A 14568-nucleotide genomic window follows, 5' to 3' on the forward strand; every position below is an offset into this window, starting at 1 on the left:
CTGAATACGTGACTGCCCCGCACCGGCCTCTTCGTGAGCAAGCTCACTCCCACAGGTTCTGTGTCCGCCGGAATGTTGCGGTCATCGAGCCCACGGAGCCCACGCAACGGTCAGCTGGCACGCCCCAATCACTGTGGGAGCGAGCTTGCTCGCGAAGACTGAGTGTCAGGCACCACAAATGCGGCTGCCTGTCCCGGCCTCTTAAACCGGATGCGGCCCAGACCAAGCTCACTCCCACAGGTCTGAATCGTTGGGGAAATAGCCGCCAACCTCCTCCAGAGCACGTTCACTCCCACTGCCCGGATTTAGCCGGGCGCCTATCGCAAGCAACACGGCGGGCGCTGATCCGGATTTCTCACGCCTGACGCGCCAATAGACGTTCCAGCACCACTTCCAGCGGATGGCGCAACTCTCGGTCAGCCAGACGTTTGACCTGGCTGCGGCATGAATACCCCGTCGCCAAGGCTTCGCCCTGCTTGTCCAGTTTGGTCGCCCAGGATTGCTCGAAGATGGTCCGGGAGGTGTCCTGATTGCGCGCTTCGTGGCCGTAGGTGCCGGACATGCCGCAGCAGCCAGTGGCTTCGGTGACCAGCTTGAGGCCCATCCGCGCGAAGACTTTTTCCCATTGGGACGTACTGGCCGGGACGTTGGTTTTTTCAGTGCAGTGCGCCATCAGGCGGTATGCCTGGGCCCCCGGCTGCGGATTTTCCGGCAGGACGTCGATCAGCCACTCCTGAGGCAACAGCACCTTCGGGCAGTCGCTCAGCCCCGGCACCTTCTGGTATTCCTGCCGATAGACCAGGGTCATCGCAGGGTCCAGGCCCACCAGCGGCACGCCGCAATCCGCCAATGCCTTGAGTTGAGTGCCGTTGCGCACCGCCGCCTTGGCGAAGGCGCCCAGAAAACCTTGCACATGCAGCGGCTTGCCGTTGGCGCTGTACGGCGCGAGGAACACGCGATAGCCCAGTTGATGCACCAACTGAATGAGCGACGCCAGCAACGGGGTTTCGAAGTAGCGGGTGAAGGCGTCCTGCACCAACACCACGCTGCGCTCACGTTGCGCCGGGGTCAGTTCACGCAACGCCGGCACGCTGGCAACTTCGACTTTGCAGGCGCGCAAGGTCGATTGCAGGTTGTAGCGGTGGATCAACGGGCTGTCGAGCATGCCGACGTGGCGCTCCAGCAGCCCACTGACCCACTTCGATCCCATCACCGCGTTGTACAAACCGGGCGCGTACGCCATGTAGGGAATGGTGAATTCCAGCGACCCAATCAGGTAGTCGCGCAGAGGACGCTGGTACCGGCCGTGGTACAGCTCCAGGAAACGCGAGCGGAAATCCGGCACGTTGACCTTGATCGGGCATTGGCCCGCACAGGATTTACACGCCAGGCAACCGGCCATGGCGTCGTAGACCTCGTGGGAAAAATCCGGCTCGCCACGCTGGCGCGACAGGTTGTTACGCAGGCGCGCGGGCAGGCCCTTGATCCACGAGATCTTGCCTTGTGCCGCTTCCAGCACATCGATGTTGGCGGCCCCTTGCAGACGCAACCATTCGCGAATCAATGACGCGCGCCCTTTCGGCGAATGCTGACGCTCGCGCGTGGCTTTCCACGAGGGGCACATTGCGTCATTCGGGTCGAAGTTGTAGCAGGCGCCGTTACCGTTGCAATGAACCGCGCTGCCGAAACTCTGCCAGACGCGCTCGTCGATGCTCCGGTCCAGATCGCCACGCAGGGTGACTTCGTTGACCTTGAGCAAGCCTTCAGTGGCGTCTGGCGGCGTGCAGATCTTGCCCGGATTAAGCTGGTTGTGCGGATCGAACGCGCCTTTGAGTGATTGCAGCGCCGGGTACAGCTCACCGAAGAATGCCGGGACGTATTCGGAGCGCAGGCCCTTGCCATGCTCGCCCCACAACAGGCCGCCGTAGCGTTGCGTCAGTTCCGCGACGGCGTCGGAAATCGGCTTGACCAGCGCGGCCTGTGCCGGGTCTTTCATGTCCAGCGCAGGCCGTACGTGCAGGACGCCGGCATCAACGTGGCCGAACATCCCGTACGCCAGGCCATGGCCATCCAGCAGCGCGCGGAATTCGGCGATGTAATCAGCCAGTTTCTCCGGCGGAACAGCGGTGTCTTCCACGAACGGCTGCGGACGAACCTCACCCTCGACGTTACCCAGCAACCCCACTGAACGCTTGCGCATGGTGTACACGCGCGTCACCGCCTCGGCGCCCTCGGCCAGCGTGTGCCCCAGGCGCTCGATGGTGGTGTCGGCTTGCAGGTGTTCAACGAACGCCGCAACCTGCGCATTGACCTCGTCGATTGCATCGCCGCTGAACTCCACCAGGTTGATGCCCAAAGTCGGGCGTTCGGCATCGGCAGGGAAATACTCGGCGACGCTGTGCCAGACAATGTCTTTCATCGCAAGCATCAGGACCTTGGAGTCCACGGTTTCGATGGACAGCGGCTTCTTCGCAAGCAGCGCGTTGGCATCGCGCAAGGCGTCCATGAAGCTGCTGTAGCGCACGTTCACCAATACCGAGTATTTCGGAATCGGCAACACATTGAGCTTGGCTTCGACGATGTAACCCAGTGAGCCTTCAGCGCCGCACAGCACGCTGTTCAAGTTGAACTGCCCTTGCTCGTCACGCAGGTGCGCCAGGTCGTAGCCGGTCAGGCACCGGTTGAGCTTGGGGAAGATCGATTCGATCAGGTCGCCCTGGGTTTCCTGAATCTGCCGCGCCGTGCGGTACACCTCACCGATACGGCCGGGTCGAGCGCACGCAGCTTCCAGATCCGCATCCGACAACGGGTGGCTGTGAAGACGCTCCCCGCCCAACAACACGCTGTGCAATTCCAGCACGTGGTCGCGGGTCTTGCCGTAGGTGCAACTGCCCTGCCCGCTGGCATCGGTGTTGATCATCCCGCCAACGGTGGCGCGGTTGGAGGTCGACAGTTCCGGCGCGAAGAACAGCCCGTGAGGTTTGAGCGCGGCGTTGAGCTGATCCTTGACCACGCCCGCCTGCACGCGCACCCAGCGCTCGGCAACGTTAATTTCGAGAATGGTGTTCATGTGCCGCGACAGGTCGACGACGATCCCGTCGGTGAGTGACTGGCCGTTGGTGCCAGTGCCGCCGCCGCGCGGGGTCAGCTTGATCTGCCGGAAGCGCGGTTCGCCCATCAACGTCGCAATGCGCGCCACGTCGTCCGCGTCACGGGGGAACACTGCCGCTTGCGGCAGGCGCTGGTAGATCGAGTTGTCAGTGGCCAGCACCGTGCGGGTGGCGTAGTCGGCACTGAGCTGGCCGCGGAAACCGCTGGCGCGCAGGGCGTCGAGGAATTCGGGGTACTGGGCCGCAGGCAACGCGGTGGGCAGCTGGGCGATCATCGTGGGATGGCCTCTTGTCGGTCTATTCACGGGGAACATCAAAATACTTGTCGCCTGAGCATTAATCGGTCAGCCTCAGGTCGTTATGCCGCCAATGATCCTGCAGGTTACAGCGCGACACAAACGCAAATTCCTGCCGCTTTCGATGACTTTTGTGAATGAATTACCGTCACCTCACCCCTTCCATGTCGCTGCTGCTGGCCTTTGAGGCTGCAGCACGTCATGAAAGCTATACGCGCGCTGCCGTCGAACTGTCCCTGACCCAAAGCGCGGTGAGCCGTCAGGTTCAGGCCCTTGAGCAGCAACTGGGCCTGACGCTGTTTCGTCGCGAGGGCCGACAGGTGCAGCTGACGGACGTCGGGCGCCTGTATCAGCGTGAAATGAGCGAAGCCCTCGGCCGCATTCGCAGCGCGACCTTGCAGGCCATGGCCTATCAGTCCGGTGGCGGCACCCTTCGACTGGCCACCCTGCCGACCTTTGGTTCGAAGTGGTTGCTGCCGCGCCTGCATGATTTCTACCAGACACACCCCGGCATGCTGGTGCACATCAACTCGCGCATCGACGCCATCGACTTCGAAACCAGCGGCATCGACGCGGCCATTGTGGTCGGCACCCGTGATCTGCCGGGACTGATCAGCCACCGTCTGCACGCCGAAGAACTGGTGGTGATCGTCTCTGCACAGGTTGCCGAGACCCATGCAATATGGACGCCTGCGCTGATTGCCGAACAGATGCTGCTCACCGTCGCCAATAACCCCAACGTCTGGGGCGACTGGTTCAGCCATCACCATTTGCCCCATCGAATGATGCGCCTGGGCTCGAGTTTCGAGCTGACGTCGCACCTGATTCAGGCGGTGCGGGCCGGTATCGGCATAGGGCTGGTGCCGCGCATTCTGGTAACGGAGGAATTGGCGAGTGCCGAGCTGATCAGTCTGGACGTACCTTTCGCCAGCCAGCGCAATTACTACCTGACCTACCCGCCGCGTAACGAATTGCTGCCTTCGTTGCAGGCGTTTCGAGCGTGGCTGCTGGAGCAGATTTGAGCGCAAGAATGGCCGGGCGACCAAGCGATTCAGCGAGACGTGCTTACGCATAAGCTAATAATCAAAAGGTATTTAAATAATATTTTTTAGAACTCTATGATCGGGCATCCGGCGTCTGCCAGCGCCTTCCATCTGATCAAGAGTTCGTCATGCCCAACACATCGAATCGTGTACGCCGCCCGCTCTTCGCCGGACTTGTCGCCGCCCTCGCCTGCTGCTTCATCTTGCCGGCCCAGGCCCGTGAAACGGTCCGTATCGGTTATCAGAAATCTTCAACGCTGATCACCTTGCTCAAGGCACAGGGCACCCTCGAACAAGCGCTCGGCAAGGATGGCATCGACGTCACCTGGCATGAATTTCCCAGTGGATTACCGCTGCTGGAGGCGCTGAACATTGGCAACGTCGATGTGAGCGCCGACGTGGCCGACACCGTACCGATCTTCGCCCAGGCCGCGCAGGCCAAACTGACCTATTTCGCAGAAGAGTCGCCTTCGCCGAGCGCGCAGGCCATAGTGGTGCCCAAGGATTCGCCCATCCAGCAGCTGGCCGACCTCAAGGGCAAAAAAGTGGCGGTCACCAAGGCAGCCGGTACCCACTACCTGCTCATCGCTGCGCTGAGCAAGGCAGGACTTAAATTCTCGGACATCGAACCTGCCTATCTGTCGCCTGCCGATGGCCGGGCGGCGTTTGAAAACAACAAGGTCGACGCCTGGGTGACCTGGGAACCCTTTTTGACCAGCGTTCAGCGCCAGCTGCCGACACGCACACTCGCCGACGGTGCAGGTCTGGCCAGTTACAAGCGCTACTACCTGACCAGCACGCCGTACGCGAAAGCCCATCCCGAGGTGCTCAAGCGCGTTTATCAGCAACTGCAACAAGCCGGCAGTTGGATAAAGGCCAATCCGCAGGAAGCCGCCAAGGTACTCGGTCCGCTATGGGGCAACCTGGACGCCGCAACGGTCGAGGCCGCCAACGCCCATCGCAGCTATCAGGTCGAGCCGGTAAACGCCAACCAGTTGGGTGAGCAACAAAAGATCGCCGACGCATTCTTCGCTGCCGGTTTGCTGCCCAAGGCGGTAGACGCCAAGGACGTCGAGATCTGGAAGCCCTGATTATCCCGGCGGCCTGCCGCGGTGCAGGCCGTTATTCCCTTTCCCCTGTCGAGCATTCTGAATGAAAGGTCTTAAGCTGCTGTCGCTGTCCGTTGCCCTCGGCTCCGCCCTGCTGTTGAACGCTGTGTTTTCGGCCTCGGCCATGGCCGGCCTGCTGGAAAAAGGTCGCAGTCAGGGCCTGACGGCCGGCATCGCCAACGAACAGCCCTACGCATACATCGGCACGGATGGCAAAGTCACCGGTGCCAATGTCGAGATTCTCCAGGCCATCCTCTCACCGCTGGGTATCAACAAGATCGAGACACCGATCACCGAGTTCGGCTCGCTGGTGCCAGGGCTTGCCGCCGGGCGTTTCGATCTGATCGGTGCAGGTCTGTTCATCAACACGGCACGCTGCAAGGTCATTGGTTATTCCAACCCGGTGACACGTTCGGGCGGCGCGTTCATCGTCAAGGCCGGTAACCCGCTGAACCTGCACAGCCTCAAGGACGTTGCGGCCAACGGCAAGGCGCGGCTGGCGACTCAGCCAGGCAGCAATCAGGTGCAGGAGGCCAAAGACAGCGGCATCGCCACCGGCAACGTCGTGCTCTTCGACAAGGACACCGAGGCGCTGGCGGCGCTGGAGGCGGGTCGGGTCGATGTGGTGTATTTCCCGGACGCCGAAATCATCGGACTGCTGAAAAAGGCCAATAGTCCGACCATCGAGCGCGCCTTGCCGTTCAACCAGATCCCTGACGCGGAAGGCAAACCCACCTGGAATTACCACGCCTACGGCCTGCCGAAGAACGATCCTGAATTCACCCAGGCTTTCAACGAGCAACTGGCCAAGCTGCGCGCCTCCGGTGAGCTACTGAAAATCCTGCAGAAATACGGTTACACCGAGAACGAACTGCCACCGGCAGACATTACCGCCGAGCAACGCTGCAACCGCTGACCCTACCTTATTAGCGCTCAGCTCCTGAGCGCGTTTTGAACGCTGTAGCTGAACGCAAAAGAAGCCTCGGCCCCGACCCACACGAGTACGGCCATGTTCATCGATCCTTCTGCCGTGGAGACGGCCCGCTTCATCGCAGGCCAACTCGCCCACGGCGCCCTTGTGACCTTGCAGATCACCTTTTTCGCTCAGATCGTGGTGGTGGTGATGTCGTTCGTCATCGCGCTCATGCGCCTTTCGCCCTGGCGCGCGGTGCGCTGGGTGGCCACCGTCTACGTCGAAATCCTGCGCGGTATTTCTGCGCTGGTGTTGCTGTTCTATCTGTTCTTCATCCTTCCGCTGTTCGGCATCAGCCTGTCACCCATGACCACCGGTGTGCTGGGGTTGGGGCTGACCTTTTCGGCGTACGGGTCAGAGATCGTGCGCTCGGCATTGAGCAACGTCAGTCAGGGACAGCGTGACGCATTGCGCGCGCTGGACTTTGATTCGATCACTGCGTTTCGGCGCATCGTCTTGCCGCAAGCCCTGCCCTTCATGCTTCCGCCGATGGGCAATCAACTGGTCGAACTGCTGAAAACCACCTCACTGGTCTCATTGATCACGCTGACCGACCTGACCTTTGCAGGCGGACAACTGATCACCACCCTCGGACAGCAAACACTGATCTGGAGCATCGTCCTGGTGTGCTACTTCGTCATGGCCTGGCCGCTGAGCTGGCTGGTCAAACGCTACGAACTGCGCGTAACGGCCTGGCGCCAGGGGAACACCGTATGAACTTCGATTACGCGTTCGCCTGGTCCATCGTTCCCGAGCTTTTTCAGGGACTGCTGGTGACCGTTCAGGTCGTGGTACTGGGATTTCTGTTGGCGGTCGTGATGGGGCTGGTTCTGGCCATCGCCCAGCGTTCTGCAATGACCGTGATCCGGCGCGCGAGCAGCGGGTACCTGAGTTTCTTCCGCAACACGCCGCTGATGGTTCAGCTGTATGTCCTGTTCTTCGCGCTTCCCTTGGCCGGCATTACCCTTCCGGCGCTGTCGACGGGGGTGATCGGCCTGGGACTTTATTACGGCGCCTACATCGCTGAGGCCTTTCGCGGCGCGATTGAAGGTGTGCCCAAGGGCCAGTGGGAGGCGGCCAGAGCGCTGGACTTCGACAGCAGCACCACGTGGCAGCGCATCGTCTTGCCACAGGCCTTGAAACCCATGCTGCCCGTACTCGGCAATTACCTGATCGGCATGTTCAAGGAAACGCCGCTACTGGCCGTCATCACCATCCCCGAGCTGTTTCAGGCGGCCAAGCAAATCGCGGGCATGACCTACCGCTACAACGAACCGTATACGGTCATGGCGCTGATGTTCCTGGCCATCAGCGTGCCCACTTCCCTGTTGTTCAAATACATTGAAAGGCGCAGTCATGTCTGATCTCGCACACGGTCTACCGCTCTCTTCGCCCCAGATTGTGCTCAAGCACGTGGTCAAGCAATTTGGCGACCATCGGGTGATCGATCATCTGGACCTCAGCATCCCTCAAGGACAGAAAGTCGCGCTGATCGGTCCCAGTGGGTCAGGCAAATCCACCGTGCTGCGCCTGATCAAAGGGCTGGAAACCTACCAGCAAGGCCTCATCGAGGTCGCGGGCGCCGCTGTTCCCAGGCGCTCGTCGGGCTGGCGATGGCCCGGATCGAAAAAACAACCGGTCGAGCATCGGGTCGGCATGGTGTTTCAGCAGTTCAACCTGTTTCCGCACCTGACCGTTCAGGAAAACATCACCGAAGCGCCGTTCCACGTGCTCAGGCTCAGCCGCGAGGAGGCTCTGGAAAGTGCGCATCAATACCTGGCACTGGTCGGGCTCAGCCACAAGGCCGACGCTTACCCGAGTCAGTTGTCGGGTGGGCAGCAGCAACGCGTGGCCATCGCCCGAGCGTTGGCGATGCGTCCACGCGTGATGCTCTTCGATGAAGTGACGTCAGCGCTGGATCCGGAACTGGTGGGTGAAGTCCTGGCGGTCATTCGCGCCATCGCCCACGAACAGCAAATGACCATGCTGCTGGTGACCCACGAAATGAAGTTCGCCCAGGATATTGCTGACCGGGTGTTGTTCATGGAAGCGGGCAAGATCGTCGCCGATGGATCCCCGGAAGAGATTCTGGTGAACCCGACGAACGAGCGCACCCGACGGTTTCTGAACCTTGTGGAGCAACGCTGAAACGCCGATCCACGTAGTCGGCTTGACCCTTTTCGCGAACGACGTCTCTCCCACAGAGGGATTGAGAACGCATCCCCGATGCTGCATTCACTCCAAAGAGTCTGGCACCGGCTGCTTTTGATTCTGCTTGAAGGCTTAGCTCGGTATGCCAGTGATCCGGCACGAACGACAGTCATCCGTGTCAACCTGAGGTGTTGAGGCAAAGGATCTAGGCGTCATCCCGGAACCTTCCGTGGGAGATTCTATGATTCTCAAACCCGTGGTGTCAGTCCGTTTCTCGGGGGTCGCAAAGCCTGACAGCGTGCACCACATTCTGGATGACGCAGAGCGTCATTGAATGTGTTACCACGCGGAGCGTGGGAACCATCAGACAATCACGGGGCTCGCGATGGGAGTGGGCCAGTTTCATCAGGGGTGAATGACACACCGCATTCGTCAGCAAGCTGACTCCCACAGGTTTTGTGTTCAGCCGGTCACAGGAGTGAGTTACCCAAACAGAGCAAAGCGCGCTCTTGTTTTTGATCTTCATACCGCAGCAGGCCAGACACCACTAAACGCGACTTGGGTGCAGGCTGAACGCACGCGTCGCGCAGTGGGCCGAGCGGCATGGATGCCGCGAGAGCGCCGTCAAAACATGGATGTCCGTTCAGCGCGGGCCCACGGAGCGTCGCCGGAGTGAGCAACCGTGTCGCTTCTCAAGTCATTTCGCCGAAATGTTTTTGATCACGGATCATGGCATTGAGCCCTTCAGCATCGCAGCGAAGGGCTCGTAATGCCTCAGCGTTTGATGAACGCCAGGAGATCCTCGTTGATGACCTCAGGATGAGTGGTGCACATCCCGTGGGGATAGCCCTTGTAAACCTTGAGCGTTCCGTTTTTGACCAGCTTGATGGAAAGCTCGGCTGAGTCGGCGATGGGGACGATCTGATCGTCATCGCCGTGCAGGATCAGTACCGGCACGCTGATGTTCTTCAAGTCTTCGGTGAAGTCAGTTTCCGAAAACGCCTTGATGCAGTCATATTGGGCTTTCGCTCCACCGATCATGCCCTGGCGCCACCAGTTTCCTTTCACACCTTCCGACACCTTGGCGCCCTCGCGGTTGTAGCCATAAAACGGAATCGGCACCTCTGTGTAGAACTGGGCACGATTGGCGGCCAGCGCCGAGCGAAAGCCATCGAACACTTCCATCGGCAGACCACCAGGGTTTGCAGCCGACTTGACCATGATCGGAGGCACTGCGCCGATCAACACGGCTTTCGCCACGCGGCCAGCACCGTGCCGGGCGACATAACGCGCGACCTCGCCACCGCCCGTGGAATGTCCGATGTGCACGGCATTGGTCAACTTCAGATGAGCCACCAACTCAGCCACGTCCGCAGCGTAGGTGTCCATGTCATTACCGGTGGCGGTTTGCGTGGAGCGACCATGCCCTCTGCGGTCATGGGCGATCACACGGTAACCCTTGGAGACGAAAAACAGCATCTGGGCATCCCAGTCATCGGCAGTGAGCGGCCAGCCATGGTGAAACACGATCGGCTGCCCCGAACCCCAGTCCTTATAGAAAATTTTAGTGCCGTCAGTCGTGGTAAAGCTTGTCATGTCGGTGGGTTCTCCAGCGGTGTGCGGGGTTGTTGCGGCTTGAGCGACACTGCCGCCCACCACCATTCCTGAAAGCGAGCTCGCGGCCAGAACGGTCGCACTTACCTTCAGCATTTGTCGGCGTGAACTCGATGGCGTTTCATGGGTGTCAGACACACTACCTCCCTCTCTCGGCGATGCACGAAAGTCAGACTAAGAATGCGGATTTTAGAAAAGCGTGCTGAAGGTGGAGAAATTCGGCTTGTCGTCAAATCCGTCAGCCGTACGCTCGTCCTGGCACACACGAATGGATAAAAGCGCATTGCTCGCGATCAACCGTTCGAAGAAAGGCTGAAACACGCGCTCGACGCTCATGCGCATGGAATCTTCGGTCAACCACACGCCCTGAATGATCCAGCGAGCCAACCCACTGACGTCGCTGTGAAGCTGACAGCCGACGCAGCCAGCGTCGTCGTTTGCCTGGTCTACCGAGTCTCTTAGCAGCTGGCCGCAATGGGCCAGAAGGTGTTCACGCGTGTGAATCAGAACGACTCGGGATGCGGATTGAACGTTCATAGAGCTCTCCAGTTAACGGCTGCGCTTCCAACGGCGGCTGAGCGGCGTATGGATGTGGCTGGCCTGGTGGATATCATCGGTCGCCCGGACGGTGACCGCTATCGTCGATTCGGATAGCAGGCCTAAACCTTCGTATGACGCACAGGCACTCGTACTCGCCGTGGAAAGGCGATGGCGCTGGAGATGTCGGGATAAAGAGAGGCCTGCACAGCGCATGAACGGCTGACGGGCAGAAACAAAAAAGGCCAGCGCAATGCGCTGGCCTTTTCAGTGTTTCGTATGGCTCCACGACCTGGACTCGAACCAGGGACCCAGTGATTAACAGTCACTTGCTCTACCAACTGAGCTATCGCGGAATGCCGGCTATCTTACTGCCTGAAAAAGAGAAGTCAAGCGGCCACCTGAAAAAAATTAGCAGGATAATCAGGTGGTTAATCGATTAAACGCTCGTCAGACGAAAACGCCCCGTGCGGCACTCACCGTACGAGGCGTTCATTCATCGGCTCAGTCCGGCTTAACGACGATCGAGCCAGACGGTCTGCGCGTTGCAGAATTCGCGGATGCCGAAGTGCGACAGCTCGCGACCAAAACCGCTTTTCTTCACGCCACCGATTGGCACACGGGCATCGGAAGCCGTGTATCCGTTGATGAACACACCGCCCGTTTCCAGACGAGCGGCGATGTCGCGCGCTTTCTGCTCATCTGCGGTCCAGACGCTGCCAGCCAGGCCGAACTCACTGTCATTGGCCAGTTCAACCGCATGTTCGGCGTCCTGGGCGACGATCAGTGAAGCGACCGGGCCGAACAATTCTTCTTTGAAAGAGGTCATGCTCGGCGTCACATTCGACAGGATGGTCGGCGCGTAGTAGTTGCCCTCACCTGCCAGCTTTGCGCCGCCGAACAACAAGGTCGCGCCCTCGCCGACGGTCTTTTGTACCTGAGCGTGGAGCTCATCGCGCAAGTCGTAACGGGCCATCGGGCCAATGTAATGTTCTTCGACCAACGGATCGCCGACTTTCAGTGCCTTGACCGCCGCCACGAATTTTTCGGTGAACGCCGGCAATACGCTCTCTTCGACGATGATGCGCTTGGCGGCCACACAGATCTGGCCGCTGTTCTGATACCGCCCGACCGTTGCCGCTTTAACAGCCTCGTCGAGGTCCGCATCGGCGAGCACGATGAACGGATCGGAGCCGCCCAGTTCCAGTACGCACTTCTTCAGCGCCGCGCCCGCCTGAGCGGCGATCGCCGACCCAGCGCGCACGCTGCCAGTGACCGCCACCGCCGCAATGCGCGGATCGGCAATGGCCGTGGACACGCCTTCGTTGGTGACGTTGATGACCTCGAAGACACCCTCGGGCAATCCGGCTTCAACCCAGGCATCGCGCAACAGGTAGGCGCAGCCCATGACGTTCGGCGCATGCTTGAGCACGTAGGTATTGCCTGCAAGGATCATCGGAATCGCGCCGCGCAGCACTTGCCAGATCGGGAAGTTCCACGGCATCACGGTCAGGATCGGGCCCAACGGCAGATAGTCGATGTACGCCTTGTCATTTTCGACCGGGGTTTTTTCCGGGGTCAGCATGGCGGGGCCGTTTTCGGCGTACCACTCGCAGGTGACGGCGCACTTTTCGACTTCACCACGGGCCTGAGCGATCGGCTTGCCCATTTCGGCGGTGATCATCTGCGCAATCGTCTCGGCGTTGTTGCGCAGCGCCTTGGCCATCTTGCGCAATTGCTCGGCGCGCACACTCACCGGTTGTTTGCGCCAGAATTTAAAGCCCGCTGCGCTGCGTGCAAGTGATTGCTCGAGCTCGGCGGCGGTTTCGAACGGATATTCGGCAAAGACCACGCCGGTGGCAGGGTTCAGCGAGATGGCGTGGGTCGCAGAGGCGTGTTTGTACATAACGAAATCCTGTTGAATGGGTGTGATCTTAACCGTCAGGCGAACACCCGTTGCTGAAGTCTTGAGACCACGATAGGCTCTCGGCGGAATTTCCGATAATGAATAATTATCAAAAATACATTCTCAATTCGAGAAAGACTGAGACCTCGCTCATGGACCTGACCCAACTCGAGCTTTTCAAGGCCATCACCGAAGAAGGCAGCATCACCGCCGCCGCGCAGCGCCTGCATCGCGTGCCTTCAAACCTGACCACACGTATCAAGCAACTGGAGCAGGAACTGGGCGTCGATCTGTTCATTCGAGAGAAACTGCGGTTACGGCTCTCGCCCACAGGCTGGACGTTTCTCGATTACACGCGGCGTATTCTGGATCTGGTCGAAGAGGCCAGACAGGCGACCTCGGGGTCGGAACCACAAGGCGTGTTTTCGCTGGGTTCGATGGAAAGTACGGCGGCGGTGCGCATCCCTTCCCTGCTGGCGGAATTCCATCAGCGTTATCCGAAGGTCGAACTGGACCTGTCCACCGGACCTTCCGGCGACATGATCGATGGCGTGCTGTCGGGTCGGCTCAGCGCGGCATTCGTCGACGGTCCGCTGCGCCATCCTGAGCTGGAAGGGATCGAATTGTTCGAGGAGGAAATGCTGCTGATCACGGCCGCGAGCCATGAGCCTGTGACGCGGGCACTGGATGTGAACAGCAAGACGGTCTATGCGTTTCGCCAGAACTGCTCCTACAGGCGACATTTTGAGGCCTGGTTCAAAGCGGACATGGCAACGCCGGGCAAGATATTCGAGATGGAGTCCTATCACGGGATGCTCGCCTGCGTGACCGCTGGCGCGGGCGTGGCGATGATTCCACGCAGCATGCTGGAAAGCATGCCAGGCAGCCGCAACGTCAACGCGTACCCGTTGAGCGAGGCGTTTCGCTACCTGAACATCTGGCTGACGTGGCGGCGCGGCATACGCTCGCCCGCATTGAACACCTTCATCGATCTGGTGCAGACGGCCGTAAACGAAACGTCGCCGCCCGCCTCTCCATCCATTCCGGCTTGACGCCCGGTGCTCAGCAGCAACGCGCGTTACATTGGCGCTGACTGTAACGGGCCTTCTCGCGTTCACGAAAGAACGCTTCATAAGTCATCACGGGCTCGTCCGGGTGTTGCTTGGCCATGAACGCGAGATACCCGTCGTAGTCAGGCATGCCCAACATCAAACGCGCAGCGCGGCTGGCACGTGCAACGGCAGCAAGGGTTTTAGTGAGCATGGGGCGATCTCCTGAAAGCGAGGCCACTAGAATGCGCTCGATCACGGTATTTTGCACTGCGCAGATGGCACGTCTTTAAGCCATATCAGCCTGCTCGACCGCATACTCGATGCGGCGCACCCTGGATCAACCTTGCCGCCGGACCGCCACGCATTTGATCTCGACCAACAGGCCGGGATGCGCAAGCTCGCTCACGCCGATACAGGTCCAGGCGCACGTGCCTTGGGGAAACAGGCGATTCTTCACGTCGCGAAATACCGTCATGTGCTGCGACATGTCGACATGGTACGTCGTCATGTCAACCACATCCTCGAAGCGGCAACCTCCAGCAGCGAGCACACTGCGCAGGTTCTCCCAAGCCGCGACGAACTGCTGCTCGGGGTCTTCGATGACCTGAAGGTCGGCAGTACGGCCAACTTGCCCGGCACAAAACAGGGTCTCGGCCACCCTGACAGCGGGTGCATAGCTCGCTCGGGCGACGATAACCTTCATGGCATCTGGAACGATGATTTCGCGGTCGGTCACGGGACAGTCCTCAGGCAGTGTTCAAAGGGCGAGAATCTATC

13 protein-coding genes and 1 tRNA gene are annotated in these 14568 nt (G+C 60.0%); 7 read left to right on the forward strand and 7 right to left on the reverse strand.

Translation table 11 applies throughout. The annotated features are described in order from the left end of the window. Positions 1 to 355: 355 nt before the first annotated feature. Positions 356 to 3385 (reverse strand): D-2-hydroxyglutarate dehydrogenase YdiJ, encoded by a 3030-nt coding sequence (gene ydiJ, locus ABDX87_RS00585; RefSeq protein ID WP_346831084.1) that lies wholly within the window; start codon positions 3383 to 3385, stop codon positions 356 to 358. Between the two features lie 158 nt (positions 3386 to 3543). Between ydiJ and ABDX87_RS00590 the strand changes: the two genes are divergently transcribed. From ABDX87_RS00590 to ABDX87_RS00615, 6 genes are all read left to right on the forward strand, one after another. Next, positions 3544 to 4428, forward strand: coding sequence for a LysR substrate-binding domain-containing protein (locus ABDX87_RS00590; RefSeq protein WP_346831085.1), 885 nt, complete (start codon positions 3544 to 3546; stop codon positions 4426 to 4428). A gap of 149 nt (positions 4429 to 4577) precedes the next feature. Then, positions 4578 to 5540: an aliphatic sulfonate ABC transporter substrate-binding protein gene (locus ABDX87_RS00595; RefSeq protein WP_346831086.1), complete on the forward strand. Its 963-nt coding sequence runs from the start codon at positions 4578 to 4580 to the stop codon at positions 5538 to 5540. A 61-nt stretch (positions 5541 to 5601) separates the two neighbouring features. After that, entirely contained in the window at positions 5602 to 6474 is an 873-nt protein-coding gene (gene ehuB, locus ABDX87_RS00600) for an ectoine/hydroxyectoine ABC transporter substrate-binding protein EhuB (protein ID WP_346831087.1), read from the forward strand. Between the two features lie 93 nt (positions 6475 to 6567). Further along, positions 6568 to 7248 carry an ectoine/hydroxyectoine ABC transporter permease subunit EhuC gene (ehuC, locus tag ABDX87_RS00605; protein WP_346831088.1) on the forward strand — a complete coding sequence of 227 codons (681 nt, stop codon included), beginning with the start codon at positions 6568 to 6570 and terminating at the stop codon, positions 7246 to 7248. Beyond that, a complete protein-coding gene (ehuD, locus tag ABDX87_RS00610; protein WP_346831089.1) occupies positions 7245 to 7895 on the forward strand; it encodes an ectoine/hydroxyectoine ABC transporter permease subunit EhuD in 651 nt (216 codons plus the stop codon). The genes ehuC and ehuD overlap by 4 nt, the downstream gene beginning before the upstream one ends. Beyond that, positions 7888 to 8679 carry an amino acid ABC transporter ATP-binding protein gene (locus ABDX87_RS00615; protein WP_346831090.1) on the forward strand — a complete coding sequence of 264 codons (792 nt, stop codon included), beginning with the start codon at positions 7888 to 7890 and terminating at the stop codon, positions 8677 to 8679. The genes ehuD and ABDX87_RS00615 overlap by 8 nt, the downstream gene beginning before the upstream one ends. Positions 8680 to 9456: 777 nt before the next feature. On the opposite strand, the gene ABDX87_RS00620 is transcribed toward ABDX87_RS00615, so the two are convergent. The 4 genes from ABDX87_RS00620 to ABDX87_RS00635 all read right to left on the reverse strand — a co-directional run bounded on the left by ABDX87_RS00620 (position 9457) and on the right by ABDX87_RS00635 (position 12739). Next, positions 9457 to 10278, reverse strand: a complete 822-nt coding sequence (locus ABDX87_RS00620) for an alpha/beta fold hydrolase (RefSeq protein ID WP_346833661.1) — start codon at positions 10276 to 10278, stop codon at positions 9457 to 9459. 207 nt (positions 10279 to 10485) lie between these two features. After that, complete coding sequence (locus tag ABDX87_RS00625; protein ID WP_346831091.1) at positions 10486 to 10833, reverse strand: hypothetical protein; 348 nt, start codon at positions 10831 to 10833, stop codon at positions 10486 to 10488. Between the two features lie 280 nt (positions 10834 to 11113). Next, positions 11114 to 11189 (reverse strand) — tRNA-Asn (locus ABDX87_RS00630). 158 nt (positions 11190 to 11347) lie between these two features. Then, positions 11348 to 12739 (reverse strand): aldehyde dehydrogenase family protein, encoded by a 1392-nt coding sequence (locus ABDX87_RS00635; protein ID WP_346831092.1) that lies wholly within the window; start codon positions 12737 to 12739, stop codon positions 11348 to 11350. Between the two features lie 152 nt (positions 12740 to 12891). On the opposite strand from ABDX87_RS00635, the gene ptrR reads away from it, so the two are divergent. Beyond that, positions 12892 to 13791: a putrescine utilization regulator PtrR gene (ptrR, locus tag ABDX87_RS00640; RefSeq protein ID WP_346831093.1), complete on the forward strand. Its 900-nt coding sequence runs from the start codon at positions 12892 to 12894 to the stop codon at positions 13789 to 13791. Between the two features lie 10 nt (positions 13792 to 13801). Here the strand turns inward: ptrR and ABDX87_RS00645 are convergent, their stop codons facing one another. Next, a complete protein-coding gene (locus tag ABDX87_RS00645; protein ID WP_346831094.1) occupies positions 13802 to 14002 on the reverse strand; it encodes a YbdD/YjiX family protein in 201 nt (66 codons plus the stop codon). Between the two features lie 126 nt (positions 14003 to 14128). Next, complete coding sequence (locus tag ABDX87_RS00650) at positions 14129 to 14527, reverse strand: RidA family protein (RefSeq protein ID WP_346831095.1); 399 nt, start codon at positions 14525 to 14527, stop codon at positions 14129 to 14131. Positions 14528 to 14568: the final 41 nt, after the last annotated feature.

The organism is Pseudomonas abietaniphila (genome assembly GCF_039697315.1).
Lineage (GTDB): Bacteria > Pseudomonadota > Gammaproteobacteria > Pseudomonadales > Pseudomonadaceae > Aquipseudomonas > Aquipseudomonas abietaniphila_B.

Excerpts from the sequence above, each read along its gene's own strand:
- ydiJ (WP_346831084.1), bottom strand. The coding sequence starts at position 3,385 with ATGATCGCCCAGCTGCCCACCGCGTTGCCTGCGGCCCAGTACCCCGAA.
- ABDX87_RS00590 (WP_346831085.1), top strand. The coding sequence starts at position 3,544 with ATGAATTACCGTCACCTCACCCCTTCCATGTCGCTGCTGCTGGCCTTT.
- ABDX87_RS00595 (WP_346831086.1), top strand. The coding sequence starts at position 4,578 with ATGCCCAACACATCGAATCGTGTACGCCGCCCGCTCTTCGCCGGACTT.
- ehuB (WP_346831087.1), top strand. The coding sequence starts at position 5,602 with ATGAAAGGTCTTAAGCTGCTGTCGCTGTCCGTTGCCCTCGGCTCCGCC.
- ehuC (WP_346831088.1), top strand. The coding sequence starts at position 6,568 with ATGTTCATCGATCCTTCTGCCGTGGAGACGGCCCGCTTCATCGCAGGC.
- ehuD (WP_346831089.1), top strand. The coding sequence starts at position 7,245 with ATGAACTTCGATTACGCGTTCGCCTGGTCCATCGTTCCCGAGCTTTTT.
- ABDX87_RS00615 (WP_346831090.1), top strand. The coding sequence starts at position 7,888 with ATGTCTGATCTCGCACACGGTCTACCGCTCTCTTCGCCCCAGATTGTG.
- ABDX87_RS00620 (WP_346833661.1), bottom strand. The coding sequence starts at position 10,278 with ATGACAAGCTTTACCACGACTGACGGCACTAAAATTTTCTATAAGGAC.
- ABDX87_RS00625 (WP_346831091.1), bottom strand. The coding sequence starts at position 10,833 with ATGAACGTTCAATCCGCATCCCGAGTCGTTCTGATTCACACGCGTGAA.
- ABDX87_RS00635 (WP_346831092.1), bottom strand. The coding sequence starts at position 12,739 with ATGTACAAACACGCCTCTGCGACCCACGCCATCTCGCTGAACCCTGCC.
- ptrR (WP_346831093.1), top strand. The coding sequence starts at position 12,892 with ATGGACCTGACCCAACTCGAGCTTTTCAAGGCCATCACCGAAGAAGGC.
- ABDX87_RS00645 (WP_346831094.1), bottom strand. The coding sequence starts at position 14,002 with ATGCTCACTAAAACCCTTGCTGCCGTTGCACGTGCCAGCCGCGCTGCG.